The sequence below is a fragment of the Streptomyces aquilus genome, from assembly GCF_003955715.1.
GTDB classification, from domain to species: Bacteria; Actinomycetota; Actinomycetes; order Streptomycetales; family Streptomycetaceae; genus Streptomyces; species Streptomyces aquilus.
Genome location: NZ_CP034463.1, coordinates 352,262 through 376,377, shown reverse-complemented (window position 1 = coordinate 376,377; position 24,116 = coordinate 352,262). Strand labels below are relative to the sequence as shown.

General features: G+C 70.8%; 21 protein-coding genes. 4 read left to right on the top strand and 17 right to left on the bottom strand.

Going from position 1 to position 24,116, the window contains the following annotated elements:
• Positions 1-130: 130 nt before the first annotated feature.
• The 7 genes from EJC51_RS01785 to EJC51_RS01750 form a co-directional block, all read right to left on the bottom strand.
• Entirely contained in the window at positions 131-802 is a 672-nt protein-coding gene (locus EJC51_RS01785; RefSeq protein WP_126269370.1) for a hypothetical protein, read from the bottom strand.
• 206 nt (positions 803-1,008) lie between these two features.
• Positions 1,009-1,368 carry an antibiotic biosynthesis monooxygenase family protein gene (locus EJC51_RS01775; protein WP_126269368.1) on the bottom strand — a complete coding sequence of 120 codons (360 nt, stop codon included), beginning with the start codon at positions 1,366-1,368 and terminating at the stop codon, positions 1,009-1,011.
• A gap of 253 nt (positions 1,369-1,621) precedes the next feature.
• Positions 1,622-3,523 (bottom strand): N-acetylmuramoyl-L-alanine amidase, encoded by a 1,902-nt coding sequence (locus EJC51_RS01770; RefSeq protein WP_425276778.1) that lies wholly within the window; start codon positions 3,521-3,523, stop codon positions 1,622-1,624.
• Between the two features lie 542 nt (positions 3,524-4,065).
• Entirely contained in the window at positions 4,066-4,614 is a 549-nt protein-coding gene (locus EJC51_RS01765; RefSeq protein ID WP_126269366.1) for a hypothetical protein, read from the bottom strand.
• Between the two features lie 318 nt (positions 4,615-4,932).
• Positions 4,933-5,799, bottom strand: coding sequence for a sigma factor (locus EJC51_RS01760; protein ID WP_126269365.1), 867 nt, complete (start codon positions 5,797-5,799; stop codon positions 4,933-4,935).
• A 224-nt stretch (positions 5,800-6,023) separates the two neighbouring features.
• Positions 6,024-7,256 (bottom strand): NAD(P)/FAD-dependent oxidoreductase, encoded by a 1,233-nt coding sequence (locus tag EJC51_RS01755; protein WP_126269364.1) that lies wholly within the window; start codon positions 7,254-7,256, stop codon positions 6,024-6,026.
• A gap of 224 nt (positions 7,257-7,480) precedes the next feature.
• Complete coding sequence (locus EJC51_RS01750; protein WP_126269363.1) at positions 7,481-8,215, bottom strand: alpha/beta fold hydrolase; 735 nt, start codon at positions 8,213-8,215, stop codon at positions 7,481-7,483.
• 364 nt (positions 8,216-8,579) lie between these two features.
• Here EJC51_RS01750 and EJC51_RS01745 point away from each other — a divergent pair, with 364 nt between their 5' ends.
• The 3 genes from EJC51_RS01745 to EJC51_RS01735 all read left to right on the top strand — a co-directional run bounded on the left by EJC51_RS01745 (position 8,580) and on the right by EJC51_RS01735 (position 10,912).
• Positions 8,580-8,930 carry a hypothetical protein gene (locus EJC51_RS01745; protein ID WP_126269362.1) on the top strand — a complete coding sequence of 117 codons (351 nt, stop codon included), beginning with the start codon at positions 8,580-8,582 and terminating at the stop codon, positions 8,928-8,930.
• A 227-nt stretch (positions 8,931-9,157) separates the two neighbouring features.
• Positions 9,158-9,730, top strand: coding sequence for a YceI family protein (locus EJC51_RS01740; RefSeq protein WP_126269361.1), 573 nt, complete (start codon positions 9,158-9,160; stop codon positions 9,728-9,730).
• Positions 9,731-9,850: 120 nt separating this feature from the next.
• Positions 9,851-10,912 carry a ferritin-like domain-containing protein gene (locus EJC51_RS01735; RefSeq protein WP_126269360.1) on the top strand — a complete coding sequence of 354 codons (1,062 nt, stop codon included), beginning with the start codon at positions 9,851-9,853 and terminating at the stop codon, positions 10,910-10,912.
• 138 nt (positions 10,913-11,050) lie between these two features.
• On the opposite strand, the gene EJC51_RS01730 is transcribed toward EJC51_RS01735, so the two are convergent.
• Positions 11,051-11,437, bottom strand: a complete 387-nt coding sequence (locus tag EJC51_RS01730; RefSeq protein WP_126269359.1) for a hypothetical protein — start codon at positions 11,435-11,437, stop codon at positions 11,051-11,053.
• 57 nt (positions 11,438-11,494) lie between these two features.
• The gene (locus EJC51_RS01725; RefSeq protein WP_126269358.1) at positions 11,495-11,761 is read right to left on the bottom strand and encodes a WhiB family transcriptional regulator; all 267 of its coding nucleotides are present in this window, start codon (positions 11,759-11,761) and stop codon (positions 11,495-11,497) included.
• Positions 11,762-11,922: 161 nt separating this feature from the next.
• Here EJC51_RS01725 and EJC51_RS01720 point away from each other — a divergent pair, with 161 nt between their 5' ends.
• Complete coding sequence (locus EJC51_RS01720; protein ID WP_126269357.1) at positions 11,923-12,849, top strand: alpha/beta fold hydrolase; 927 nt, start codon at positions 11,923-11,925, stop codon at positions 12,847-12,849.
• Here the strand turns inward: EJC51_RS01720 and EJC51_RS01715 are convergent.
• The 8 genes from EJC51_RS01715 to EJC51_RS01680 form a co-directional block, all read right to left on the bottom strand.
• A complete protein-coding gene (locus tag EJC51_RS01715) occupies positions 12,839-13,360 on the bottom strand; it encodes a MarR family winged helix-turn-helix transcriptional regulator (RefSeq protein WP_126269356.1) in 522 nt (173 codons plus the stop codon). The genes EJC51_RS01720 and EJC51_RS01715 overlap by 11 nt on opposite strands.
• Positions 13,357-14,088, bottom strand: a complete 732-nt coding sequence (locus EJC51_RS01710; protein ID WP_126269355.1) for a sigma-70 family RNA polymerase sigma factor — start codon at positions 14,086-14,088, stop codon at positions 13,357-13,359. Before EJC51_RS01710 ends, EJC51_RS01715 begins: the two co-directional genes overlap by 4 nt.
• Positions 14,089-14,524: 436 nt before the next feature.
• Entirely contained in the window at positions 14,525-17,290 is a 2,766-nt protein-coding gene (locus tag EJC51_RS01705) for an ATP-binding protein (RefSeq protein ID WP_126269354.1), read from the bottom strand.
• 194 nt (positions 17,291-17,484) lie between these two features.
• On the bottom strand, positions 17,485-18,723 hold the full coding sequence (locus EJC51_RS01700; RefSeq protein ID WP_126269353.1) for a 2-oxo acid dehydrogenase subunit E2: 1,239 nt from the start codon (positions 18,721-18,723) through the stop codon (positions 17,485-17,487).
• 17 nt (positions 18,724-18,740) lie between these two features.
• Positions 18,741-21,425, bottom strand: coding sequence for a pyruvate dehydrogenase (acetyl-transferring), homodimeric type (aceE, locus tag EJC51_RS01695; RefSeq protein WP_126269352.1), 2,685 nt, complete (start codon positions 21,423-21,425; stop codon positions 18,741-18,743).
• A 211-nt stretch (positions 21,426-21,636) separates the two neighbouring features.
• Positions 21,637-22,125, bottom strand: a complete 489-nt coding sequence (locus tag EJC51_RS01690; RefSeq protein WP_208870672.1) for an SDR family oxidoreductase — start codon at positions 22,123-22,125, stop codon at positions 21,637-21,639.
• Positions 22,126-22,351: 226 nt separating this feature from the next.
• Positions 22,352-22,846: a cupin domain-containing protein gene (locus tag EJC51_RS01685; protein ID WP_126269351.1), complete on the bottom strand. Its 495-nt coding sequence runs from the start codon at positions 22,844-22,846 to the stop codon at positions 22,352-22,354.
• A gap of 120 nt (positions 22,847-22,966) precedes the next feature.
• Complete coding sequence (locus EJC51_RS01680) at positions 22,967-23,914, bottom strand: alpha/beta fold hydrolase (protein WP_126269350.1); 948 nt, start codon at positions 23,912-23,914, stop codon at positions 22,967-22,969.
• Positions 23,915-24,116: the final 202 nt, after the last annotated feature.

Genomic DNA, 24,116 nt, shown 5'->3' with positions numbered 1-24,116 from the left:
CACCTGACACCCCTGGGCGGGTCATTCGAGGTCAGACCATAAAGACGCAAGAAGCAAGCTGAGGCGCGTACGGAACGAGGGCCCGGGTGCGCTGCCGGGGCCCTCGTGCGCGTATGTGTCCTGGGTGTCGTTACGCGTAGAACGGCCCCGGCGTACTCCAGGTCGTGTCGCCGAAGACGTTCGCGTCGTCGATGGTGACGTTGACGTTCGTGACCTTGAGGCCGTACTGGGTCGGTGTCATACCGTCGGGGCAATCCACCTGCACGGGCGCGAAGTTGACGTAGAAATGCGGCCCGTACTCGCCGGAGTAGTTCCGGTGCGCGTAGAGGATGTAGTTGCTGTCGGGCTCGTAGTACGTCGCCGACAGGGGCTGTTGCTGGGTACGGACCACGAAACTGGTGCTGTGGTCGAACGTGCCGTCCGCGCGCAGGCAGCCGAACGTGCGGGCCGTGTCGGCGTACGCCTGGAAGTAGCGGCCGGTGCTGCTCAGGCCCGCGATGTAGCCGGGCTGGTTGCGTACGTTGTGCAGTATGACGCTCAGCTTGAAGCCGCCGCAGCCTGCCGTCGGGTCGTAGTCGTGGTAGATGAGCTGGCACTTGCGGTAGCCGAAGTAGGCGGTGGGATCCGGGTTGTAGGGCTGGGGCACCACGGCGCCGTAGAACTTGACGGTCGCGGAGATACCGCCGTCGGTGGCCGCCGGGATCTCGACCGTGGTGGTGGCCTGGGCGGTTCCCGTACCGACCAGGACGAGCAGGGCCCCCGCCAGTAACGCCGCGGACAGCCGCCCCAGCGCTCTGCGCATGCTCCTCATGTGTGACTTCCCCCCTGTGCACGTGGTGCACGCTCACATGAACAGTGACCTGGGCACGCTATCCACCCCTGCGCTCCCACAACCGGGAAACGTCCCAGCCCTCACAACCGGAACGGGCCGGGAGGGTCTCGCGGCCGTGGGGTCCTGGACGCTCGCGGTGGTGACCAGGACGGTCAGCAGCAGTCCGGTCGTGTCGATCACGACGCTGCGCTGTGGAGTTCGACGACGACGCGGTAGCTTGCCGGTTCCGAGGTGATGTGAAGGCCGGGGTCGGCGAACATGCGCTCCAGGGAGGCATGCCACTCGGGGTTCTCGGTGGCTCTGTCGAGGGCGGTCCCCGACGTCCACTCCGCGATGTGGACGAAGCGGGTCTCCGGGCCTTCGCCGAGGGGGCGGTGCAGGCGGGAGCGGATGAAGCCGGGCTGGGCCGCCATGATGCGGGCGTTCTCCTGGTACACGACGGTGAAGTGGTCGGCTTCGTCCGTCGGCACGGTGTAGCTCTTGATGACAGTGACAGGCTCATCGGTGGCGGTCTTCGACGCGAGGGAATGACTCATGTCCTACTGACCGACGACGCCCCGCGCGTGTGACGGGTCGGCGGATGCCGATGTATGCGCTCACGTCGACACGGTCTGTGCGTTGTCGTTCCGCGGCACTCAGTAACCCGGTGTCGAAGGCCTCCCACTGGCTTGTCCGGGAAGGGGAGGGCCGGTGCTGCTGGACACGCGAGGCGAGGGCCCTCATACAGTGTGCCTGGCGGCACTTCGTGTGAGGGCCCTCTTGTGTTACTCAACTACCGTGACGTGATGCTCAGTTGCCGTCGTTCTCCCAGTGGTGGACGGCCGTGGTCGCGGTGACGTCGTTCGCGTAGACGAGGGCGACACGGTGGTTGTACTGGATGGTGTACATCTTCTTGCCTCCGATGACCACCGCTCCGCCAGAGGGGAAGTAGTCGTCGGTGGCGGCGGCTTCCCGCGTGGCCACGTATGCCTGTCCGGTCGGGATGGCGTACATGCTCAGCGGTGCCTGTGTGGAGGCGCCCAGGCCGGCCGGGTACTCGGCCTTGTCGGGGTAGCTGGAGCCGTAGAGAGGCACGGGAGTAGGGCCCGCGGGTTTGACGATCTTCACTCCGTAGCTGGTACGGGTGTTGACGCCGCCGGGGTTGTGGAACCACACCTTCGCACCGCTGAACCAGATCGCGGTCCAGGCGTCCTGGACGTCCGCGACGACGAACTGCTGCCCGGCCTGGGCGGTGCTGCCCCAGTCGTTCACCCGGTCGGTGCCGGGCGCGGTGCCGTGGATCGCCTGGTCGCCGAAGAGCGGTGCCGTTTCGCTCGGGGCGGTGTGCAGGTAGACGAAGTTGGTCGGGTGCTGCTGCTCGGTGCAGGTGGTCGTCTGGCCGGTCGGGTCGTCGGAGGGGCAGATCTGGAGGGTCTGCACGTTGTCCGCGAACGACGGCTTGATCGACACGACGGAGCCGGGCTGTGGCACCTCGGACACACCGCTGACGGGGGCGTCGAGCAGGCTCATGAAGTGGTTCCAGTCCCAGGCGTAACCCGGGTCCCAGTGCATGCCGGAGACCAGGGCGGAGTTGGGTCCGGCAACGTTGTCATGGCCGACGATGTGCTGCCGGTCCAGCGGGATGCCGAAACGTCCGGCCAGGTACTTCACCAGGTCCGCCGTGGCCTGGTACTGCGCCTCCGTGTACCAGGCGGCGCCGTGCGCGGCGTACCCCTCGTGCTCGATGCCGATCGAGTGCAGGTTGGTCGAGTAGTTCCCCGCGTGGAAGGCGATGTCCTTGGTGGGCACCATCTGGGTGACCGCGCCGGTCGAGGACATCACGTAGTGGGTCGCGGCGGGGTTCGTGGGATTGGCCAGACCCGCCACGCCGGCGTCGTAAGTGGACTCCAGATCGTGGATGACGATGGTGTCGATGCGGATGCCGTTGGCCGGCCGGTCGGCGACCTGACGGCCGACCGGGGATCCGGCGACGAAGGTGCACTCGACGGTCGTGGGGCATTCGGTGGCGGCTGCCGCCGACGCGGCCTTCAGGCGCAGGGAGTTGATCTGCGCCCGGGCGGGATCGACGGACGGGCCGGCGGCCAGGTGTACGCGCTGGCCGTCCTGGGTCGTCGCCGAGGCGCCACTGCGGATCGTGCGGAAGACGCGGTCGGCGAAGGAGGCAGCCGCCTGTTTCTGCTTGGCCTGGCTGTATCGGGCCACGGCCCCGTACCACTGGGAGGGGTCCGCGGGGGTCGCCCCGACCAACTCCTTCTCGTACGCGGCGAGCAGGGCGGCACCCCCGCGGATGTTCGCGGTGTCGTCCTCGCGCAGGGACTTGACGGACAGTCCGGTCAGCTCGGCCGCCTGGCGCAGGGTGTGCAGTGCGGGGTCCGCGGCGAGGGAGCCGAGGTCGGCCCGGCCCGCTGCGCCCGCGGCACCGCTCGCCAGCATGGCGGGGGTGACGTCCGTGAGGTTCATCGGTCCGTAACCGCCGTTGGTGCTCGGCAGGGCGCCGTGGCCCTCCCATGCCGACTCCTGGTGGGAGAGGGCGAGCAGCACGCTCGACGGGATGTCGAACTCCTCGGCGGCGGCCAGCAACGCCTGTTGGCGGGAGTCCGCGGTCGCGCTGGGGTCGTCGGCGAGCGCATGGCCGGGCTGGGAGAGCAGGGAGCCCGCGACCAGCAGGCTCACGGCGATGCCGATGGGCACGCCAAGGGCCTTCTTTCTTCTGTGCAAGGTGATGCTCCTCAGAGGAAGAAACATGGGCATCAAGGCGCGCCGGCGGCATGGCCGCGTTCGTGGGGGAAGGCCCGGGCGACAACTCGATGCGCGGATGACTATAGGGCCGTGTTTGTTGCAGCGGCCACGAAAAGAGTAGCTGTTTTCGTCACACGTGTGTTGTGGCCGAGCTGCATGGAAGGGGCATAACAGCCCTTTTGAACTAGGCGAGTTGCCGGAGAGTTCAGGCGGGGGAGGAGCCGGCGCGAAGGGGAGGGGGCCGGGCGTGGCATCTGGCGTCCGGGAGGGGGGCGGGAAGCGGGGCGGTGGATTCAAAGACAATGTGAGTGCTATACACTCTTCACAGCGACTCCAACACCGTGTGACACGCTTAGTGGCCGGTGTGGGAGCGCTCGCCCACCCGCGGACCGTCCGTCTGCGGGTGCGTGCCTCGGGCGCCTGTGCGATCCCCCGCGAGCAGGCGTCCGAGGCAACTGCGTGATTTTGTGTGCGCGGAGCCGGGAGGACTCCGGTCAGGACTTCTGGGCGCGGTAGAGACCGCGGCCGGCCCGGCGTACGCGGGACGTGCCGACCAGGCGGTCGAGCGTGCTGCGCACCGCATTGATGCTCCCGGAGTCGGTGTCCCGGCCGAGCGCCGCGGCCACGTCGCGCGCGCGGACCTCCGCGTCACCGACGCCGGCGAAGTACTCCAGGATCTGTTCGGTGAGTGCGCCGTAGCTGCGCGGTTCGTCGGCCTCCGCACGCGAGGAGGGCGTCGGCTTCTCCTTCTGCGTGGGTCCCGCCTGTCGCGGCGCTGACTGCTTCCGCGCCGGGCTTGCGGGCGTGGCGGCCGGAGTACCGGCCTTCGCCTGCTCGGGCTGCTCGGCGGCGCGGCCGCCGGACGGCTCGGCCATGAGGACCGTCAGGGCGCTCAGGGCGCGCTGGACGGAGTCGAGGTGGGCGGCAACGGCGGCCAGTTCCCGCTCCAGTGCCCGCTTCTGAATCTCCAGGCGGGCGAGGTCCTCCTGGAGGCTCTCCGCAGTGACCTCAATCTCATGCGTTGCGCGCGTTGCCGAGACCATGTCTTCCTCTCGTCCTCAACCCTCCGTGCCGCGCCTCGCTGAAGTCAGCTGCGGTGCCGCTCGGCTCGGACCCGGGGATGTATGTGGGTGCATCGTATGTCACAGCGTACGAGTTCCGAACCCGGAAGATGCAACGTGGTGATGAGAGGCCCCTGTCGGATGAGATGCCTGCCACTGTCCTTCCGCCTTGTGTGAGCGGCGCCTCAGGGGTGTGGACACGGTGCGGACCGCCCGGGTCGTTGCCTGGAGAGACCGGCTCCGCGGTCAGAGGGGCACCGGTGGCACGCAGACCGGGGGCCCGGTCCACGCGCTTTGCCCTCATCTCTCCTGCGTGGCCGCCCGGTTCCAGTGGCGGAGCTTGTCAGGGTTGAGGACCGCCCAGATCTGCACGACGTGGTCGCCCGCGACGTCCAGGCTGATGACGGCGGCGACCTCGTCGCCGTAGCGCACCACTATCCCGGTGCGGCCGTTGACGGACTGGCAGTGCAGTGTGGTGCGAGGGCGGCCGGCCAGCAGGGTCAGCAGGCTGCGGGTGGCGCGCCGTGCGCCGTGGACGGGCCGGGTCAGGGTTCTGACCTTGCCGCCTCCGTCGAAGAACACCGTGGCGTCCGGTGCCAGGAGGGACGTCAGGCGGGCGGGGTTCTCCGCGACGCAGGCCTGTCGGACCGCCAGCACCACACGGTCGTGCTGCTGTGGCGTCGTGGGGTGTGCCCACCTGGTCCGAAGGCTGTGCCGAGCCCGGGCGGCGAGTTCGCCGCATTCCTGTTCCGTCTGTCCGACGATGGCGGCGACCGTCCCCGGAGCCACCCTGAACACATCGTTGAGGACGAATGCGGCCCGCTCGGCCGGTGACAGCGTGTCCAGCGCCTCGAGAAGGGCCTGGCTCACCTCTTCCTCCAGGTCCTGAGGAGGTGCCGCGCCGACCGTGCCCGGGTGCGACCGCCCGGCCGGCGCCAAGCGCTCCAGACAGATGCCGCCGACGGTCTTCACCAGCCAGGACCGGGGTTCTGCGATGCGGATCCGGCGGTCGTCGGGCAGGCCGTACCAGCGCCGGTAGGTCTCAGCCACGGCGTCGTCGGCGTCCTGGCTCCGGCCCAGCATCCAGTAGGCCACGTTGAGCAGTCGGCGTCGCTCGTCGAGCAGCTCCGCGATCGGCACCGTCTCGTCGTCCTGTTCCCGGTCCATCCGGCGTCACCCCTTCGCACAGCACCCGACAAGGCGGTGCCATCCCTGATTCCGGCCGATGCCCGCCACGGCTCCCGGGAAGGGACAGTCCGATGTCGTCCGGCGGGTCGTACCGATGCAGTGCTGACCGGACAGGGACAGATCGTGTGACACGGTTTCCCGGCCGTACGCAGCGGCGCCCGCTCCTGCGTCGGAGGGCGCCACGGTCACCTTCGCGGCGGTCGTCAGGGCAGAAGGCTGTCGAGGGGCGTCTCGGGATCGGACAGGGCCGCGTCCGCCACGGAGGCACCGGACTCGACGAGGGCACGGACGGAGTCGATGACCTTCCACACGTTCACGCTCATGCCCGCCAGGACCCGGTCCCCGGACAACCAGAAGGCGATGAACCGCCGCTCGGCCGGATTCCCGCGGAAGACGACGCGGTCGTAACCACCGGGCTCGGTGTAACCCGTGTACTCCATCCCGAGGTCGTACTGGTCGGTGTAGAAGTACGGCAGCCGGTTGTACGCGGCCTCCTTGCCGAGCATGGCCAGTGCCGCCGTGCGGGGCTGGTGCAGGGCGTTGGCCCAGTGCTCCACCCGTAGATGCCGGCCGAGCCGGGGATGATAGGCGTTGGCGACGTCCCCAGCGGCGTGTACGTCCCGGGCCGAGGTGCGCAGACGCTCGTCGGTGACGATGCCGTTGCGCACCTCCAGTCCCGCCGCTTCGGCGAGCTCGACGTTGGGGGTGATGCCGACGCCCACCACCACGGCGTCGGCGGGCAGTCGGGTTCCGTCGGCGAGCTGCACGCCGTCGGCGCGGGTGCCGTCACCGGTGACGCGCTCGACGGCGGCGTGGGGCCGCAGGACGACTCCGTGGTCCCGGTGCAGGTCGGCGAAGACCTCGGCCGCCTCCCGGCCGAGCACCTTCAGCAGCGGCAGCTCGGAGTGCTCCAGAACGGTCACCAGCGCCCCGGCGGTCCGGGCCGCCGCGGCGGTCTCCAGGCCGATCCAGCCGCCGCCGACGATCACGATCCGGGCCCCGGGGGTGAACGCAGCCTTGAGCCGCTCGCTGTCCCCCACACGGCGCAGGTACAGCACGTTGTCCAGGTCCGCCCCGGGCACCGTCAGCCGGCGGGGCGACGATCCGGTCGCCAGGAGCAGCTTGGTGTAGGACATCCGGCGTCCGCCGGTGAGTTCGACCTGTCGGGAGTGTGGGTCGACGGCCGTGACGCGCGTTCCCGTCAGCAGGTCGACGTCGTGCTTTCGGTACCAGTTTTCGGGATGCACGAAAATGGACTCGCGGTCCTCCTTGCCGAGCAGGTATCCCTTGGACAGCGGCGGTCGGACGTAGGGGCGCTCCGCCTCGTCCCCGATGAGGACGAGCGGACCGTCGTAGCCCTGTTGCCGGAGTTCCTCGGCGGCCTTGCCCGCGGCGAGGCCGCCCCCGACGATCACGAACCCGTTCTCTCGCGACATGGTGATTCCGTCTCTGTTCGCGCGCACCGGACACTGGTGTGTCCTCATGCGGTGAGACCGCGAGAACCCGCGGGTTGTGACACCGGCCCGGGGCGAAGAGGCCGCGCGAGGGCCTGCGAGGGCGGGGCGGAGCAGCGCGACGAGGGCGCGGACGACGTCCGGTTTCCACGACCGTGGCCGAGGAGGTCCGTCGGCCCGTGCCCCTCGTCGCCGTCCGCGACGGGCTAGCGTCCGGTGCCCTGCGCCCAGTGCGCCTCGAGGGCGGCGGCCACCTCCGCGGGCCGCTCCAGCACCGTCCAGTGGTTGCAGTCGAGATGGAGGACGCGGGTGGCGCGCAGGGCGGCGCCGAGTTCGTCGCCGAACTCGATCTGACAGGCCGGGTCGCGCTCGCCCCAGAACACCAGTGCGGGTGCGGTGACGTTCGACAGGGCCGGTTCCCACTCCGTCCCCATCGTCACGGCGGACCGGTACAGCCGCAGAATGCTGTCCTTCATCGTGCCGTCGACGTGCCGGACCATCTCCTCCACCGGTTCGGCGGGCGCGTCGAAGCCGTTCACCAGGTCCTTCGCGAAGGACTCAGGCTCCAGTTCGGCCATGAACCGCTCGCCGGCGACGGGGTCCTGCCAGGTCTCGGCCAGAGGGTGCCAGACGTAGCGGGAACTGATGGGTCCGTTGCCGCCGGCCCAGGTGCGCACCAGGTCGGGGCGGACGGAGGCGACGCGGGCGGTGAGGATGCAGCCCCAGTCGTGACCGACCAGGTCCACGGGCTCGCCGACGCGCTCGAGGCGCTCGACGAGCCAGTCGACGTACTCCTCCTTGCTGGATCCGAAACCCGGGGGGCGGGGGGTGCCGAATCCGGGCAGGTCCCAGGCCTCGACGTCGGAGCGGGTCAGGTGCCGACGTACGCCGTTCCACACGCGGTGGGTGTCGGGAACGCCGTGGATGAGGATGGCAGGCATGGTCGGTACATCCCTCGTGATAGGGGCCGCGGCCGGGATCCGGGGAGGCTGTGCGGCCGCGGCGGGCCGGGACGGCGAGCATCGTGTGCTGCGCCGGATGCACGCACCATAGTGGCACACAGTGTTACGGGGTTCGCCGATCAGCACGGGGGGAGGGGAGAGGGGGGCGAGCCGGCGGAGATTCTGCGCTGGGGCGTGTGTTACCGGTCCTGGGCCCACATCCCGTCACAGATGAGGCGCCGGACCTGTCAAGTGGGGCATGCACTCGCCGTCGTCCCGTTCGCCCGCACGTCCGACGAGCGTGCCTCCGGAGAGGCTTGCGGCGTCGATGCCGAGTTCTACGACGTCCTGTAAGGCGAGGCCGATGCCGCGCACCGTGCGGGAATGGTGCGGAGAGGCGCTGGGCAACGCGCGGGTCGATGTGCTGGGCACTTTGGCCGCCTTGACGACCCGGCTCACGTCCCTGCCCGCCGACATGAGCGGACGAGTCATCGTCCACCCCTGCACCCTGCCTGAGACCGCTCTGCGCGGTGTCGCGGAATGTCGCGTTCTGCCGCAACGCCCTGGCGTGCCTCGGTCCTTCATCGTGACCGGTGTCCTGGGCGAGCACACTGAGACGTTCTGGTTGTGGACGGCTTTGCGGGACGACAGCGTCGCCGAGCCGGGCGAGCCCGGCTTCCCCCCCCGCCCGACGCGGGCGATCCCGCGATGCTGACCGTACGACGCGCGTGACGACGGCCCGTTGACGCGTCGACACGCTGTGACACACGAAACGCCGTCCGGGCGGCGGCCCCAGTGTCACACACGCGGGCCCTCACCTGTCTGTCCTTCTGCGGACCTTGCCCGAACCTCTTCGGCCACGGTCCGTTCCATCATCGGCAGGCTCACGGCGACGGCTCGCAACGACTGATCGTCGTGACCAGCGACCGCAAGGACCGATCTATGTCGACCGTCGTCCCGTACCCAGCGCTGACAGGTGTCTACACCATCGACCCGGCACACAGCACCATCGGCTTCTCCGTCCGGCACGCCATGATCGCGAACGTACGCGGGCGGTTCGGCGCGTTCGAGGGGCTGGTCAAGCTGGACGGGTACCAACCCAGCCGCTCCGAGGCCTACTTGAGCGTCCAGGCCGGCAGCATCGACACCAGCAGCCCTGAGCGGGACACCCACCTCGCGGGCCCGGACTTCCTCGACGCCGCCACCTATCCGGTGATGCTCTTCCGCTCCGCAGGCCTTGCCGACCGCGGAGACGGCGAGTTCCGTCTGACGGGCCACCTCAGAATCAAGGACGTCGAACTCCCTCTCCACATCCACCTCGCCTTCGACGGGGCCACGCAGGACGAGAGCGGAGACCACCGTGTCGGCTTCTCCGGCACCGCACTCGTGCGCCGCTCCGACTGGGGGCTCGGCTGGAACACGCCCGTCGAGACCGCCGGCGCCCTCATCAGCGACAAGGTCAGGCTCAGCTTCGACATCTCCGCCGTCCGCCTCTCCCGCACGGAAGCCGCATGACCGGCCCCGCGCCCCACCACCGGCCGCCCCGCGCGGTCCCCGCCGGCAGCGACGCCGGTGACCACAGGTCGCTCTGCAGCCGCGGCCGAACCGTACGCACGAAACCCAGGTGAGACCCTCATGAATCAACAAGACCCCACCGGCCAGGCCAGGTTCCGCTCGATCACGACGCAGGAGGGCCTGCGCGAGCACCTTCAGTGGGCCATCGAGCTGGAACACGCCACGCTGCCGCCCTACCTCACAGCCCTCTACTCGCTCGACCCCGAGCGGAACGCCCACGCCGTCGAAGTGGTCAGCAGCGTGTTCGTCGAGGAGATGATCCACCTGGCGCTGGTGGCAAACCTCCTCAACGCGGTCGGCGGGCGACCTCGCGTCGACACCCCGCGGATACTGTCCCCGCATCCGCGGCCCATGCCGCACGCCGATCCCTCCATGCAGCTGTCCCTGCTGCCGTTCGGTCAGGAGGCGGTCACCATGTTCCTCCGGCTCGAACAACCCGCCCACCCGGGCGACCCGGCCGAGGGCGACGCCTACATGACGATCGGTCAGTTCTACGACGCGATCGAGAAGGGCCTGCGACACCTGTGCGCCGAGCTCGGCGAGGAGAAGGTCTTCACCGGTGATCCCGCCCGCCAGGTGGCGGCAGGACCCTTCGGGCACACCGGTGGGCGGCTGCGTCCGGTCACCGATCTCGCCTCGGCGCTCTCCGCCCTGGAGGAGATCGTGGAGCAGGGCGAGGGCGCGGCACGCGTCGACGTATGGGACGGGGACATGGACCTGTTCCACCCGCAGACCAAGGCGGTCTCGCACTACTACCGCTTCCAGGAGCTCGCACAGGGCCGGCGCTACCAGCCGGGGGACACACCGGAGACAGGGCCCACCGGCGAGACGCTCACCGTCGACCCCGCCGGGGTGCGCCCGATGCGTCCCAACCCGCGGCTGGAGGACCATCCGGAGGGCAGCGCGATCCGTACGGCGCAGGAGGCGTTCAACGTTGCGTACGGCAAGCTGCTTCAGCTCTTGGAGCAGGCGTTCAACGGCAATCCCGCGATGCTCGGGGTGTCGGTGGGCACGATGTACGCGCTCAAAGGGCAGGCACAGAGCCTGATGTCAATGCCCGACGGCGAGGGCCTGACCGCGGGCCCGACCTTCGACTACGTCGCTCCGGAAGACCGCGGCTGACCCCCGCACACATGGTGGCCCCCTGGACCGAGGGTCCAGGGGGCCACCATGTGTGCGGGGGTCAGGGGGCGGAGCCTGCCTGCGCCTCGTGACGCGCGGCACGGGTGGGTCAGCGCACGGTCCGAGCGGCCGCCTGGATCACCTCGGCGACGTCGGCGGGGCGGGGACGCTCACGGCGTGCGAGGCCCGTACGCGCGTGATGTGGGCGTGTGCGTGCTGTGCCATGAAGATCTGGGCCCGCGCCGGGATGTTGCGGGCCTGGGTGGCGACCACGGCCCAGGACGGGATGTTCTCCCAGCCGGGCTCGGAGGCCTCGTCCGCCAGTGCGGCAGTCGTGACCGGGCCGCTGCGTGACGGCCATGAGGTCCGTGGTGTTGCGGGGGACATCAGCGGCGAACCGCTGGTGGAACGCTCGGGTTCGATCGGCAGGTCCGCATCGCGGGAGCCGTCCGGCAAGGTGACCGGCGCGGAGCGCAGTGCGTCGCCGAGGGTGCTGCCGAGGAACTTACCCGACAATCCGACCACGCTCTTCCCTCTTTCGGGGAGGAAGGCGGCGGCGAACACCCCCCGGAGTTGTCCGGGTCAGGACGCCTTTACGCCGATCCGCTCGGCGCCCTTACGCGCTGAGCGTCGTCGGGTCGCGCGGCGCTCGCTCTCCGTCGTGCCGCCCCAGATGCCCTCGACCTGCCCGACGTCCAGCGCCCACTGAAGACACCGCTCTCGCACGGGGCACCGGGCGCACACGGCCTTCGCCTCGTCGATCTGGACAAGCGCCAGACCCGCGGTGCCGATGGGGAAGAACAGGTCGGGGTCGACCTCCCGGCAGCCCGCTCTCTCGTGCCAGCTCATGGCAGCGCCTCCTTACTCGTCGCGGATGCCTCTGACGCATCTGACCGCCCGAAGGGGAGTTCTGTGACATTCCATGGCGGAGCGCAATAGTGTGAAATGCAGTGTGACACTAGGCACAATGTCTTGAGTGGGGCTCCGGGCCGCCGCACCATCGGGGAGTTGTGAACGCCACACAGGGCCCGAGGCCCCTTCCCAGCCCAGCCGTCGATCCCCGCAACCCGCTCTCCCCGGGTACCCACACCCTCGTCGTCCGGCACGGTACGGCCGTCGTCGACCAGCGCTACCACGTCGCCGGATCCGGCCCGGTGTGCGTCGCCCATCCCGGAGGGCCGGGCATCGGCTGGGAGTACCTGCGCATGTCCGAGCTGGAGCGCGGCATGACCGTCGTCTACCTCGAGCCGGTCGGCACGGGCGAGTCGGGCCGGCTGGCCGACCCACGCGACTACACCCTCGCCACCTACACCCACTTCCTGCACGCGGTGATCGAGCACCTGGGCCTCGCCGAGGTGGCCCTGCTGGGCCACTCCCACGGCGGCTTCGTCGCGCAGCGCTACGCCCTCGACCACCCCGGGCGCCTGGCGTCCCTCGTCCTGTACGACACCTCGCCGATGACGGGAGAGGAGTTCTGGAGGGCCGCCGTGGCCAACATGGAGAGTTTCGTCCAGCGGCACGCCGGCGAGCGGCCGGAAGTGGGCACCTACGTCGCGGGTCTCACCACCCGAGTCGACCGGTCCGACGACGAGGGCGCGACGAAGGTGCTGCGCCTCATCTCGCCCGCCTACTTCCACGACTACTGGGGCCGCGAGAAGGAGTTCGCCGCGGGGCGGGCGTCCCTGCGGATGTTCGCCGCACCGGCCTGGGGGGAGGAGCCCCCGTTCGACGTCCGCGGGGAACTGCCCCGGCTCACCGTCCCGACCCTGGTGCTGGTCGGCGGGGACGACTTCATCTGCGGGCCGCGCTGGGCGCACATGCTGCACCAGCTCCTTCCCGACGCCCGGCTGGTGGTCCTGGAGGAGACCGGCCATCTCGGGCACATCGAGCGTCCCGAGCGGTTCACGGCGGCCGTACGCGACTTCCTCAGCGGTTGACCGTGCGGGCGTCGTTCTCGCCGGTGAGGAAATGCCACAGGAGGGGATCCACGTCCTGGGAGCCGAGATCGCGGACCGCGTCCCGTACGACCTGTTCGTAGCGAGGCGCGATACGGCGCAGCGCGGCGTGCCCCTCCGGGGTCAGCAGCATCTGCACGCCGCGCCGGTCGTGGTCGACGGCGCTCGAGATGACCAGGCCCTGTCGGCGCAGGCGTGCCATCAGCCTGCTCGTGGCGGACTGACTCAGACCGAGCCCGTCGGCCACTTCCCCGAGCCGCATGGACTCGGGGCCGGCGTCCGCGGCGAAGCCGCTCCCCGCGTAGCGCAGGGCCTGCACTTCGCTCACCCCGAACCCCGTCTCCTCGCGCAGCCGCCGCTCCACCGTCGCCTGGACCAGGCGGTGGAGGCGGTCGAGGGTGTCCCACCGGTCGGTCACGAAGGACTGTCCGCGGTCGTCGGCAGGGCCGGTGCGCACCTCGCGCACCACGTCCCCGTGCGACGTGGCGGTCATGCGGTGGCCCGGTAGGAAGGCGCGCCGTCGCGTGCGGCCGTCCCCTCGCCGGAGTACGGCGCGTCCTGGCCGGTCAGCACGTGCTCCAGGCGGTCGAGGTCTCCGGTGCGGGCGGCGGTGAAGATCGCCTCAACGAGCCGCCGATGGGTGGCCGCGTCCACGTGCTGCCGATGCCGCCGGTTGTTGAGTCTGTCCTGCGCGCGGGAGACCTGCTGCCGTGCGTTCCCCACGGACAGGTGGAGCAGGTCGCCGATCTGGTCGTAGGAGTAGCCGAACGCCTCGCGCAGCACGTACGCGGCTCGCTGGTTGGGGGTGAGGGTCTGCAGAAGCAGCAGAACGGCATGCTCCACCGAGTCCCGGCGTTCGGCCAGGGCCTCCGGTGTCATCCCGGTGTCCGTGGACTCCGGCAGCCAGGGGGTGGCACTGGACTCACGGCGCCTGCGCGCCGACTGCAGCACGTTGATGGCGAGCCGGACGGTCGTCGTGCGCAGCAACGCACCGGGGTCGGCCACGACCGTGCGATCGGTGCCCTGCCAGCGCAGCCACGCCTCCTGGATGACGTCCTCGGCTTCGCCGGGATCTCGGAGGATCCGGTTGGCGATCTTGAGCAGTCCTGGCCGGACGCGGCCGAACACGAAGGCCGCGTCGTTGAGTTCGACGGGCGCGGCAGTGATGGTCACCATCACCGACTGCGGACTCTGCCGGGTTGCGATCACAGATGTGTCCACGATCGGCTCCTCTGCTGGCTGGGGATCGGCGGCTTCCTTCGCCGCCGACACCAACTTCGCGCCGACAGGGGCACTGCCGCGCCCCTGATGGACCGTGGGGCACCCCGTGGTCGTACCGTGGCCGACACGTGGCCTGGGCCCGCCACCCCCTGGCCTCGCACGCCCCTGGGGCCCGTCACCCCCTGGCCCCGGACACCTTGGGGCCTGTCACCCCCTGGCCCCGGACGCTCCTGGGGCCCCCATGCCTCGGGCGCCCTGGCCAGGGTCGGACCGCGACGGGATCGGTCCTCGACAGGACCGGCCATGGACGGCGTGGAGCCACGGGCCATGGTCAGCGGAGGTGCGTGGGCGCACTGCGTGGTGGGGAGGCTGTCTCCGCGGCCCGCGTGGGCTGGCGACGAGGGGCGGCGCGGCATGCGGCGCCGCTCCCGGAGGGTCAGGCGGGGGTCGCCGCCCCGCCCGGCAGCACGGCGCCCAGTTGTTTGCGGGATCGGATCCCGAGCTTCGTGAAGACCTTCCGCAGATGCCACTCGATGGTGTGCGGGCTGAGGAACAGCTGCGCGCCGATCTCGAGGTTGGTCAGCCCTTCGCCGGCCAGCCGGGCGATCTGGGCCTCCTGGGGCGTGAGCGCCTCGTCGGTGCCGTTGGCGCGCCTGCGCACGGTCTCGCCGGCGGCCTCCAGTTCCCGGCGGGCGCGCTCGGCGAAGGCCTCGGCGCCGGCCCGGTCGAGGATCTCGTGGGCGCGGGCCAGCTGCTCCCGGGCCTCGGCGCGGCGGTTCTCGCGGCTCAGCCACTCGCCGTACAGCAGCCGGGTGCGGGCGAGCGCCGTCCGCACCGGGGTGCTCTCCAGCCGGGCGATCGCCTCCCGGTACAGGGCGTCGGCCGTGTCTCCCTCACTGATCAGGGCACGCGCCGCCGCGGAGGTGCCCGTCGCCCAGGCGGTGCCACTGGCCTGGCAGATGGTTGCGAGGCGGTTGGCGGCCTCGACGGCGAGGTCCCGCTGCCGGCTGCGTGTCGCCGCCTCCACCAGCTCGACCAGGGAGGAAAGGGCGAGCCCCAGCTCCTGCGGGTACTCGCAGCCCTTGGCGGCGGCGGTGCAGGCCTCCTCGTACCGCCCGAGGCCGTTGTACAGCACGGCCAGCGCCCACTGGGGTGCCGTGAGGGCCTTTCCCTCGCCGCTGAGGGTCCGGTCGCCGGTGATCGTCCCGATCGCCCGCAGCGTCTCGGTCTCGCGGCCGCGCCAGGGTTCGATCACCAACGCCCCGTAGTGCGCGAGGAAGTGGCTGCCGGTGGCTTCGCCGATCGTCACCGCTTCGGCGGCGAGGGAGTCCGCGTCGTCCAGATCACCGGCGAAGACCCGGTTCGCCAGCCGCAGCAGGAGAGCCGAGGGCAGCACGGACAGCGTTCCGGAATCCCTTGCCAGACGGACGAGCTTGGCCGACAGGGTGCTCCAGCTGTCGAAGTCCCACACGTTGTGGGCCATGCGGCAGGCGAACGGGAGCCAGCCCAGCGACTGTTCCACGGTGAAGCCGCCGCACCGCAGCGTATTCAGCGCGTGGCGCAGAATCGGGGCGCCCGCCGCGTAGCCGTCCGTGGTGGCGATGGCCAGGCCGTCGAGGAAGAGGTCGGTGGGTCCGGGGTGAGCCGTCGGGGGCGCGGTGCGTGCGGCCCGGGCGACCTCCTCCAGGCCGGGGCCGCTGGACACGCGGCCCGCGGTGAGCGCCGCGTAGAACGCGTCCCGGTAGGTCTCGCGCGCGATGCCGGCGTCGAGCGGCTCGAACTCCCGGGCCGCCGTGAGCAGCAGCGGCACGGTGGCACCGGCACTGCGGGATCCGAAGGTGATCTGCCCGCGCAGCAGGCTGGCCTGGGCGTGTTGCAGATCGTCGAGCGCGCCCATCTCGGCCACGTTCAGCAGTTCGAGCGCGGCGTCGAACGCTCCGGCGAGGTATTTGGCCCGGGCCGCTGCCAGCGCTCTGCTGCGGCGGCGGGCGGGATCGGGCGTCAGTTCGGCCGCTCGTTCCAGGAAGGCCGCCGACGCGGCGATGCCGCCACGCGCCTGCGCGCGGTCGGCCGAGCGGGTCAGTTCGTCCGCCACGGCCTCGTCGGGCTCCGCCGCGGCGCGGGCCAGGTGCCAGGCACGGCGGTCGGGGTCGGACCGCGCGTCCGTGGCCTCGGCCAGTGCCCGGTGCACCTCCCGCCGCTCGGTCGGTCCTGCCGCGCGGTAGACGGCCGAGCGCACCAACGGGTGCCGGAACTGGACCCGGGTGCGCACTTCCAGCAGATTCGCGGCCACCGCGGGGGAGGCCTCGCTCATGGACACACCGAGGATGTCGGCGGCGCGGCGGAGCAGTGAGACATCACCGACGGGCTCGGCCGCCGCCAACAGCAGCAGCCGCCGCGTCTGCGGGGGCAGCTCCTCGACGCGCAGGCTGAAGTTGTGCTCGAGCCTGCCGATGAGCGGCCCCGTCGACGGTGGGGCGTAGCCGCCCGCGAGTTCGGCCGCGGAGGTGCTCCGGGGCAGTTCCAGCAGGGCCAGCGGATTGCCGCGTGCTTCGGAGAGAATCCTGCTGCGCACCGGCTCGTCGAACCGGCCGGGAAGCACCGAGGTCAGCAGGGCGCGGGCGTCGGGCTCGCTCAGCCCCCCGAGGGTGAGTTCGGGCAGTCCTTGCAGGGCGCGTTCCCCGTCCGCCTCGCGGACGGCGAAGATCAACCCCACGCGCTCCGCCATCAGGCGCCGGGCGACGAACCCGACGATCTGGGCCGAGACGCGGTCGAGCCACTGCACGTCGTCGACGAGGCAGATCAGCGGCGTCTCCTCGGCGACGTCGGCGAGCAGGCTGAGGACCGCCAGCCCCACGAGGAACCGGTCCGGGGGGGTGCCCGCACTGAGCCCGAAGGCGGTCTCCAGGGCCGTGCGCTGCGGCTCGGGGAGGTGCGCGAGGCGATCGAGGAAGGGTGCGCACAGCTGGTGCAGACCTCCGAAGGCCAGCTCCATCTCGGCCTCCACCCCCGCCGCGCGTACCACGGTGCAGTCCTCGGCGGTCCCGGCCACGTACTCCAGCAGGGCTGACTTGCCGATACCGGCCTCGCCGCGCAGCACGAGGACCGCGCTGTGGCCGTCACGCACCTTGGCCAGCTGCCGGTCCAGCACCGCTCGCTCGCTCTGCCGCCCGTGCAGGAAGCCTGGATTCTTGCCTTTCATGAACACCCCCGGCTGCGAGCGTATATATCTGGTCTTCGGCCACACAACTCATCTGCTCCGCTGGTCACCTCGTGGATGAGGCTCAGGGCAGTGGCTTCGGGTCGGGCCGTGGCGGAGCTGCGGCGGGGCCGGCCGGCGTGTGCTGCCGGACCGTCGGCGGTCGCGTCCGGCGTAGCCGGGCCACCGCCGTCGCTTCAGCGTATGTCCTCGAACGCCGCGGCCTCGACGATCTTCTTCACGGTGGCCAGGTAGCGGGCGGCGTCCGCGCCATCCACCAGCCGGTGGTCGTAGGAGAGCGAGAGATGGACCAGCTCGCGGACACCGATGAACTCCTCGTCGCCGTCCTGTACGACCGCGGGCCGTCTGACCGCGGCTCCCACGCCCAGAACCGCCGCCTGGTGCGGCGGGACGATGAGGGTGTCGAAGAGGGCGCCGCGCGCTCCGGTGTCGGAGACCGTGAAGGTGGCTCCAGCCACGTCGGCGGGGGTGAGCCGGCCGGCGAGGGCGTGGCCGGTGAGGTCGTGGACGGCACGGGCGATGCCGCTGACGGTCAGATCGCCCGCGCCCCGCACCACCGGAGTCACCGGCCCCTGGTCGGTGTCGACCGTGATGCCGACGTTCTCGGTGTCGTAGTACGTGAGGGTCGCGCCGCCCGTGTCGATCCTGGCGTTGATGACGGGATGTGCCTTGAGTGCCTGGGCGGCGGCCAGGACGAAGAACGGCAACGGTGTCAGGGCGAAGCCCTCGCGGGCCATGAAGCCGTCCGCTGTTCGCCGCCACAGCCGCAGCAGGCCGGTGGCGTCGGCCTCGACAGTGGAGGTCAGCTGTGCCTGCTCCAGCAGCGCCTGCTTGAGGCTGTCGCCGACGGCCTTGCGCAGCCGGGGGACGGCTGCGGTGTGCCCGCGCAGGGCGGCCGGCGGCGGATTCGTTGCCGCTGCTGGTATCGGGTGCGGGGCCGGAGCGACCGCGGGTGCGGGTGCAGGCGTCGGGGCGGGCGCGGGGTGCGGCACCGGGGCCGGGGCGGGTGCGGCGGTAGGTGCGGTTTGCGGGGCGGGCGTCGGTGCGGGCGCGGGAGGAGGTGGGAGCTGTTCGGGTTGTGGGGCGGGTGGCTGTGAGACCGGCCTCGGTGAAGGGGCGGGCTGCGGCGTGGTCACCGGCGTGGCGGTTGCCACGGTCGTCGCCGACGGTTCGGCGTCGGGCGGCCCGATGACGGCGAGCTCGGCACCCACCTCGACGGTCTCGTCCTCGCCGACGACGATGGTCAGCAGGACTCCCGTGGCGGGAGCGGGGATCTCGGTGTCCACCTTGTCGGTGGACACCTCCAGCAGCGGTTCGTCCTCCTGGACGTGCTCGCCGGGCTGTTTGAGCCAGCGGGTCACGGTGCCCTCGGTGACGGACTCACCGAGCGCGGGAAGGGTCACGGAGATCGTCATGGCGGCGTATGGCTCCTTCAGGTGTCCAGGCCGTAGTGCTTGCGGGCGCGGTCGACGGTGTCGGGGTCCACTTGTCCGGCCCGTGCCAGCCGGTCCAGGGCCGTCACGGTGATCGATTCGGCGTCCACGCGGAAGTAGCGCCGTACGTCCTCGCGGGTGTCGGACAGGCCGAATCCGTCCGTGCCCAGTGAGTAGTAGTCCTGCTCGATCCACTGGCCGATCTGGTCGGGGACCTGGCGCATCCAGTCGCTGACGGCCAGGACTGGGCCGGGGGCACCGGCGAGCGACTCGGTCACGAAGGGCGCACGTGTCTCGCCGCGCGTGCGGGCGGTGTCGGCGTCCATCGCGTCCCGGCGCAGCTCCGTCCAGGACGTCACCGACCAGACGTCGGCGCGCACGTTCCACTCGGAGGCGAGGAGTTCCTGCGCGCGCAGTGCCCAGTGGACGGCGGTGCCGGAGGCCAGGAGCTGTAGCCGGGGGCCGGACACGGCGGGGTCGCCGGGGCGGAACGGGTACAGGCCGCGGACGATGCCTTCCTCGATGCCGGGCAGCGCGGGCATGGGCGGCTGGGGCTTCGGCTCGTTGTAGACCGTGAGGTAGTAGAAGACGTTCTCGGGCTGCTCGCCGTACATCCGGCGAAGGCCGTCGCGGATGATGATCGCGATCTCGTAGGCGAAGGCCGGGTCGTAGCTGACGGCCGCCGGGTTGGTGGCGGCCAGCAGGTGCGAGTGGCCGTCGCCGTGCTGGAGACCTTCGCCGGTCATGGTGGTGCGTCCGGCGGTGCCGCCGACGACGAACCCGCGGCCCATCTGGTCGGCGAGGGCCCAGAACTGGTCGCCGGTGCGCTGGAAGCCGAACATGGCGTAGAAGATGTAGAACGGGATCATCGGCTCGCCGTGGGTGGCGTACGAGGTCGCGGCGGCGGTGAACTCGGCCATGGAACCGGCTTCGGTGATGCCTTCGATGAGGAGCTGCCCGGTCTCGCTCTCCCTGTAGTGCAGCAGTTGGTCGGCGTCGACGGGGTCGTAGGTCTGGCCCAGCGGCGAGTAGATGCCGGCCGTGGGGAACATCGACTCCATACCGAAGGTGCGCGCCTCGTCGGGGATGATCGGCACCCAGCGGGCGCCGGTGCGGCCGTCCCGCATCAGGTCCTTCACCAGACGGACCAACGCCATGGTGGTGGCGACCTCCTGGTGGCCGAAGCCCTTGAGCAGCGCCTCGAACGGCTGCGGGGTGGGCTCCGGCAGCGGCTTGGCGATCACCCGGCGCGCGGGGGCGGGACCGCCCAGGGCGGCGCGCCGCTCGCGCAGGTACCGCACCTCGGGCGAGTTCTCCCCCGGGTGCCAGAAGGGGACGACGTCACCGGCGAGGGCGCTGTCGGGGATGGGCAGGTCGAGTGTGTCGCGCAGCTCGCGGAACTGCGCCATGGTCAGCTTCTTCATCTGGTGGTTGGCGTTGCGGGACTCGAACGCCGACCCGAGGGTGTGCCCCTTGACCGTCTGGGCGAGGATCACTGTCGGTGCCCCCCGGTGTTCGACGGCGGCCCGGTAGGCGGCGTACACCTTCAACGGCTCGTGCCCGCCGCGGGAGTTCTCGAAGAGCTCCACCACCTGCGCGTCGCTCAATGTGGCGGAGAGTGTGGACAGGGCGTCTCCGACGAAGAAGTTCTTGCGTATGTAGGCGGCGTCCCGCGCGGCGAGGGTCTGCATCTGGGCGTCGGGCTCATCGCCCAGGCGGCGCACCAGGTCGCCGGTCGTGTCCTGGGCCAGCAGGGGGTCCCAGGCCTCGCCCCACAGGGTCTTGACCACGTTCCAACCTGCCCCGCGGAACCGGGCCTCCAGCTCCTGCACGATCTTGGAGTTGGACCGCACCGGTCCGTCGAGGCGTTGCAGGTTGCAGTTGATCACGAAGGTGAGGTTGTCCAGGCCCTCGCGGGAGGCGAGTGTCAGGGCGGCCAGCGACTCCGGCTCGTCCGTTTCCCCGTCGCCGAGGAACGCCCACACGCGGGAGGCGGAGGTGTCCTTGATGCCGCGCGCGTGCAGATAGCGGTTGAAGCGGGCCTGGTAGACGGCACCGAGCGGGCCGAGCCCCATGGAGACGGTCGGGAACTCCCACAGCCACGGCAAGCGCCGGGGGTGCGGGTAGGACGGCAGGCCGTGACCGCCGGCCTCGCGCCGGAAGCCGTCCAACTGCTGCTCGCTCAGGCGGCCTTCGAGGAACACCCGGGCGTAGATGCCGGGCGAGGCGTGCCCCTGGAGGAACAACTGGTCGCCCGAGCCGTCCAGTTCCTTGCCGCGGAAGAAGTGGTTGAAGCCGATCTCGTAGAGCCAGGCCGCCGACGCGTAGGTGGAGATGTGTCCGCCCAGGCCGAGCCGGGAGCCGCGGGTGACCATGGCCGCGGCGTTCCACCGGTTCAGGGCGGTGATCCTGGTTTCCATGGCGATGTCACCGTCGAACCGCGGCTGCGCGGCCGCCGGGACGGTGTTGACGTAGTCCGTGGTGAGCAGCCCCGGCACGGACAGTCCGGCGCGGGCCGCGTACTCGTGCACACGCCGGATCAGGTACACCGCCCGATCGGGACCGGCATTGCGTATGACGGCGTCGAGTGAGGCCTGCCACTCGGCGGTCTCCTCGCGGTCACGGTCGGGAAGCTGGTCGAGCTCGCTGCTCGACGGGGACGCGGTGGGCCGGGGGTCACTCATGGGCGGCCTTCCTCAAGGCATGGGGCGGGGGAGACAGGAGGGGGTGGTGGATGCCGCGGGCCGTCGGACGGTGCGGCGCGGGTGGATCGGCGGTCTTCAAGCCGCTGGGCCGTCGTGTGACGGCCCGGATGGGCGTCCGGTCCGGGCAGCAGGGTCCGCTGGCCGATCAGGACACCGAAGCACGCTGTGCGTGCGTCGCCGATCACGGGAGTCACGTGGACTTGGGCGGCGAGCACGTCGACGGCGCGGTCCTCGAACGGTCGCTCCCCGGGGCCGGCGGCCTCCAGGGCGACTCGAAGAACGGGGTGGTGCGCGCCAGGGAGTAGGGCAGTGCGGAGCGCCGGACCAGGTCTCCTGTACGGCCTTGTCCCGGAGGTGTTCCGTGGCCCTGTCCGGCGCGGCCGGCGCCCACGGCGGACAGGGCCACGTGGTGCTCGACGCCCGCCGTCCTGGCGGCCGTCAGGAGGCCGCGGGTGGTGCCGGCGAAGAACGCCGTGCTGACGTCCTGCTGTCGCGAGGGCGCGTCGGTGGCGTCCACCAGGATCTGCGCACCGCGCAGCGCCCGGCGCGGTGCGTGTGCGTCACCGGCGTCGACGCCCAGGGCGCGGGAGCGAGGCACCACCTGCGCCTCGTGGTCCTGCGGGCGGGTGACCGTTCTCGAGCCGATCCGTCCCGTGGCGCCTGCAACGACGACTTTCATTCGGTCTCCTTTGCCGGGGGCGGGACGGCCGGGCGTGACGGCCAGACGTGCCGAGAGGGCGGCCGCGAGGTCGGATGCGCCCGCGCGCCCTGCCTTGTTGACGGGACGAAAGGTGTTGTTGTGACAAGCTGCCCGATACCCGAACCCGGGGCGTCCCGACGGCGGGTGTCCCGCGACCACGACCGCGGGGAGGACGCGGGCACCGCGGGACACCGAAGGCGCGGACCTACTCCACGAAGTAGGAGTCGTGCCGGTCGAAGAACGCGGAGCGCTCCTCCTCCGAGGCGTGCGCCAGCGTCGACACCTGCTCGAAGTACTCCTCGCGCGGCGCGCCCGGTGTGAACAGCAGGAGCATGTCCGCCGGTGCGTCGGAGTCGTTGCGGAAGGCGTGCAGCCCGCCCTGCGGCACGTGCACGAAGTCGCCCTTGCGGGCATCCACCCAGCGCACACCGTCGAAGATGCGCACGGTGCCGTCCAGGATGTAGAACGACTCCGAGATCCGCTTGTGGAAGTGCGTCTTGGGGCCGCCGGCCCGCGGCCTCATCTCCACCCGGTACAGCCCGAACTCGCCGCGGGTGGTGGCGGTGGTGGCCAGATAGTGGGTGGCGTCCTTGCCCGGCCCGCTCTCGCCGAGGTCGGGTGGGGTGTCGGCGGGCCGGAACACGGCGCTGACCTCGCCGTCGTCTCCGAAGTACTTCTGTTCCGGGTAGGGGTACGACATGGTGCTTTCCTTTCCTGGGGCGGTCAGGCGGCCGTGCCCGCCCGCACTCGATGTGACCGGTGGACACGGTCCGATGTGACGTCGGCGCGGCGCCGGGCCGGTGTGCCACGCGATCGGGTGTCAGCCGGTGAGGCAGTCGTGGCGGGGGTGTCCCCGTCGCAGGGCCCGTACGTCCCGTACCGCCGCGGCGAATGCCTCGGGGCGTTCCTGCGGCATGTTGTGGCCGGCGTCCGCGACCTGAAGGTGCAGGCGGGGGCCGATGAAGTGGTGAGCGGTCGATGACCCGTCGGTCGCCGGGAAGTTGCCGTCGGCGGTGCCGTCCAGGGTGACCGTGGGGACGGTGATCGGAGGAAGGCCGGCGAGCCGGGCTTCCAGATCGGCGTAGGCGTCCGCGCCCGGTGCCAGGCCGAGCCGGTGCCGGTAGGAGTGGATGACGACATCGACGTAGTCCGGATTGGTGAAGGCCTCGGCGGCCCGCTCCAGTTCGGCTTCGCCGAAGGCCCACACCGGGGAGTTGCGTTTCCAGATGACCCTGGCGACGCCCCGCGGATCGGCTGCCAGTCCGGTGCGGCCGCGCTCGGTGAGGAAGTAGTAGAAGTACCAGAAACCCGCTTCCAGTTCGGGGGAGATGGGGTTCATGGCGGCGCCGATGTCCTGGATCAGGTAGCCGTTGACGCAGACCAGGCCGAGGACTCGTTCGGGCCACAGTGCCGCAGCGACCGTGGCCGCGCGACCGCCCCAGTCGTAGCCGGCGAGGTAGGCCCGCTCGATGCCGAGGGCGTCCAGGAGCGCGATGACGTCGGCCCCCAGGGCAGCCTGCTGGCCGGAACGGGGAAGAGAGTCTGACAGGAATCTGGTGGGGCCGTGCCCTCGCAGGTGGGGGACGATGACACGGAATCCGCCTTCGGCCAGCAGGGGGGCCACATCCACGTAACTGTGGATGTCGTAGGGGAAACCGTGGAGAAGGACGACGGTGTCACCGTCGGGGGAGCCCGTTTCGTAGTAGGCGACTTCGAGCACGTCGGTCGTGACGCGTCGCAGCGGGGCGAGCAGGGGCAGGGTTGACATGCCAATCCTCCGACGAAGGAGCGGTGGGGGAGGGAAGCCGCGGTTCCGGCCGGGCGCGGCTTGGGTACCGGGTGTCGTGGCCGGGCGCCTTACCGGGCCCGTCGTCGCCGGGGCCGGCCCTCGGACACAGTGTGCACAGTGTGCATGAGAAGGTTGTCTTGCTAGTGTCAAGAGTGTTGGCGTCATCATGGCTACGCGTGTG

Coding starts and splice junctions, on each gene's coding strand:
- EJC51_RS01755 (WP_126269364.1), bottom strand. CDS start 7,256: ATGTCGCGAGAGAACGGGTTCGTGATCGTCGGGGGCGGCCTCGCCGCG.
- EJC51_RS01735 (WP_126269360.1), top strand. CDS start 9,851: ATGAATCAACAAGACCCCACCGGCCAGGCCAGGTTCCGCTCGATCACG.
- EJC51_RS01750 (WP_126269363.1), bottom strand. CDS start 8,215: ATGCCTGCCATCCTCATCCACGGCGTTCCCGACACCCACCGCGTGTGG.
- EJC51_RS01685 (WP_126269351.1), bottom strand. CDS start 22,846: ATGTCGTACCCCTACCCGGAACAGAAGTACTTCGGAGACGACGGCGAG.
- EJC51_RS01705 (WP_126269354.1), bottom strand. CDS start 17,290: ATGAAAGGCAAGAATCCAGGCTTCCTGCACGGGCGGCAGAGCGAGCGA.
- EJC51_RS01715 (WP_126269356.1), bottom strand. CDS start 13,360: ATGACCGCCACGTCGCACGGGGACGTGGTGCGCGAGGTGCGCACCGGC.
- EJC51_RS01765 (WP_126269366.1), bottom strand. CDS start 4,614: ATGGTCTCGGCAACGCGCGCAACGCATGAGATTGAGGTCACTGCGGAG.
- EJC51_RS01725 (WP_126269358.1), bottom strand. CDS start 11,761: ATGAGCTGGCACGAGAGAGCGGGCTGCCGGGAGGTCGACCCCGACCTG.
- EJC51_RS01785 (WP_126269370.1), bottom strand. CDS start 802: ATGCGCAGAGCGCTGGGGCGGCTGTCCGCGGCGTTACTGGCGGGGGCC.
- EJC51_RS01740 (WP_126269361.1), top strand. CDS start 9,158: ATGTCGACCGTCGTCCCGTACCCAGCGCTGACAGGTGTCTACACCATC.
- EJC51_RS01680 (WP_126269350.1), bottom strand. CDS start 23,914: ATGTCAACCCTGCCCCTGCTCGCCCCGCTGCGACGCGTCACGACCGAC.
- EJC51_RS01760 (WP_126269365.1), bottom strand. CDS start 5,799: ATGGACCGGGAACAGGACGACGAGACGGTGCCGATCGCGGAGCTGCTC.
- EJC51_RS01690 (WP_208870672.1), bottom strand. CDS start 22,125: ATGAAAGTCGTCGTTGCAGGCGCCACGGGACGGATCGGCTCGAGAACG.
- EJC51_RS01700 (WP_126269353.1), bottom strand. CDS start 18,723: ATGACGATCTCCGTGACCCTTCCCGCGCTCGGTGAGTCCGTCACCGAG.
- aceE (WP_126269352.1), bottom strand. CDS start 21,425: ATGAGTGACCCCCGGCCCACCGCGTCCCCGTCGAGCAGCGAGCTCGAC.
- EJC51_RS01775 (WP_126269368.1), bottom strand. CDS start 1,368: ATGAGTCATTCCCTCGCGTCGAAGACCGCCACCGATGAGCCTGTCACT.
- EJC51_RS01745 (WP_126269362.1), top strand. CDS start 8,580: ATGCCGCGCACCGTGCGGGAATGGTGCGGAGAGGCGCTGGGCAACGCG.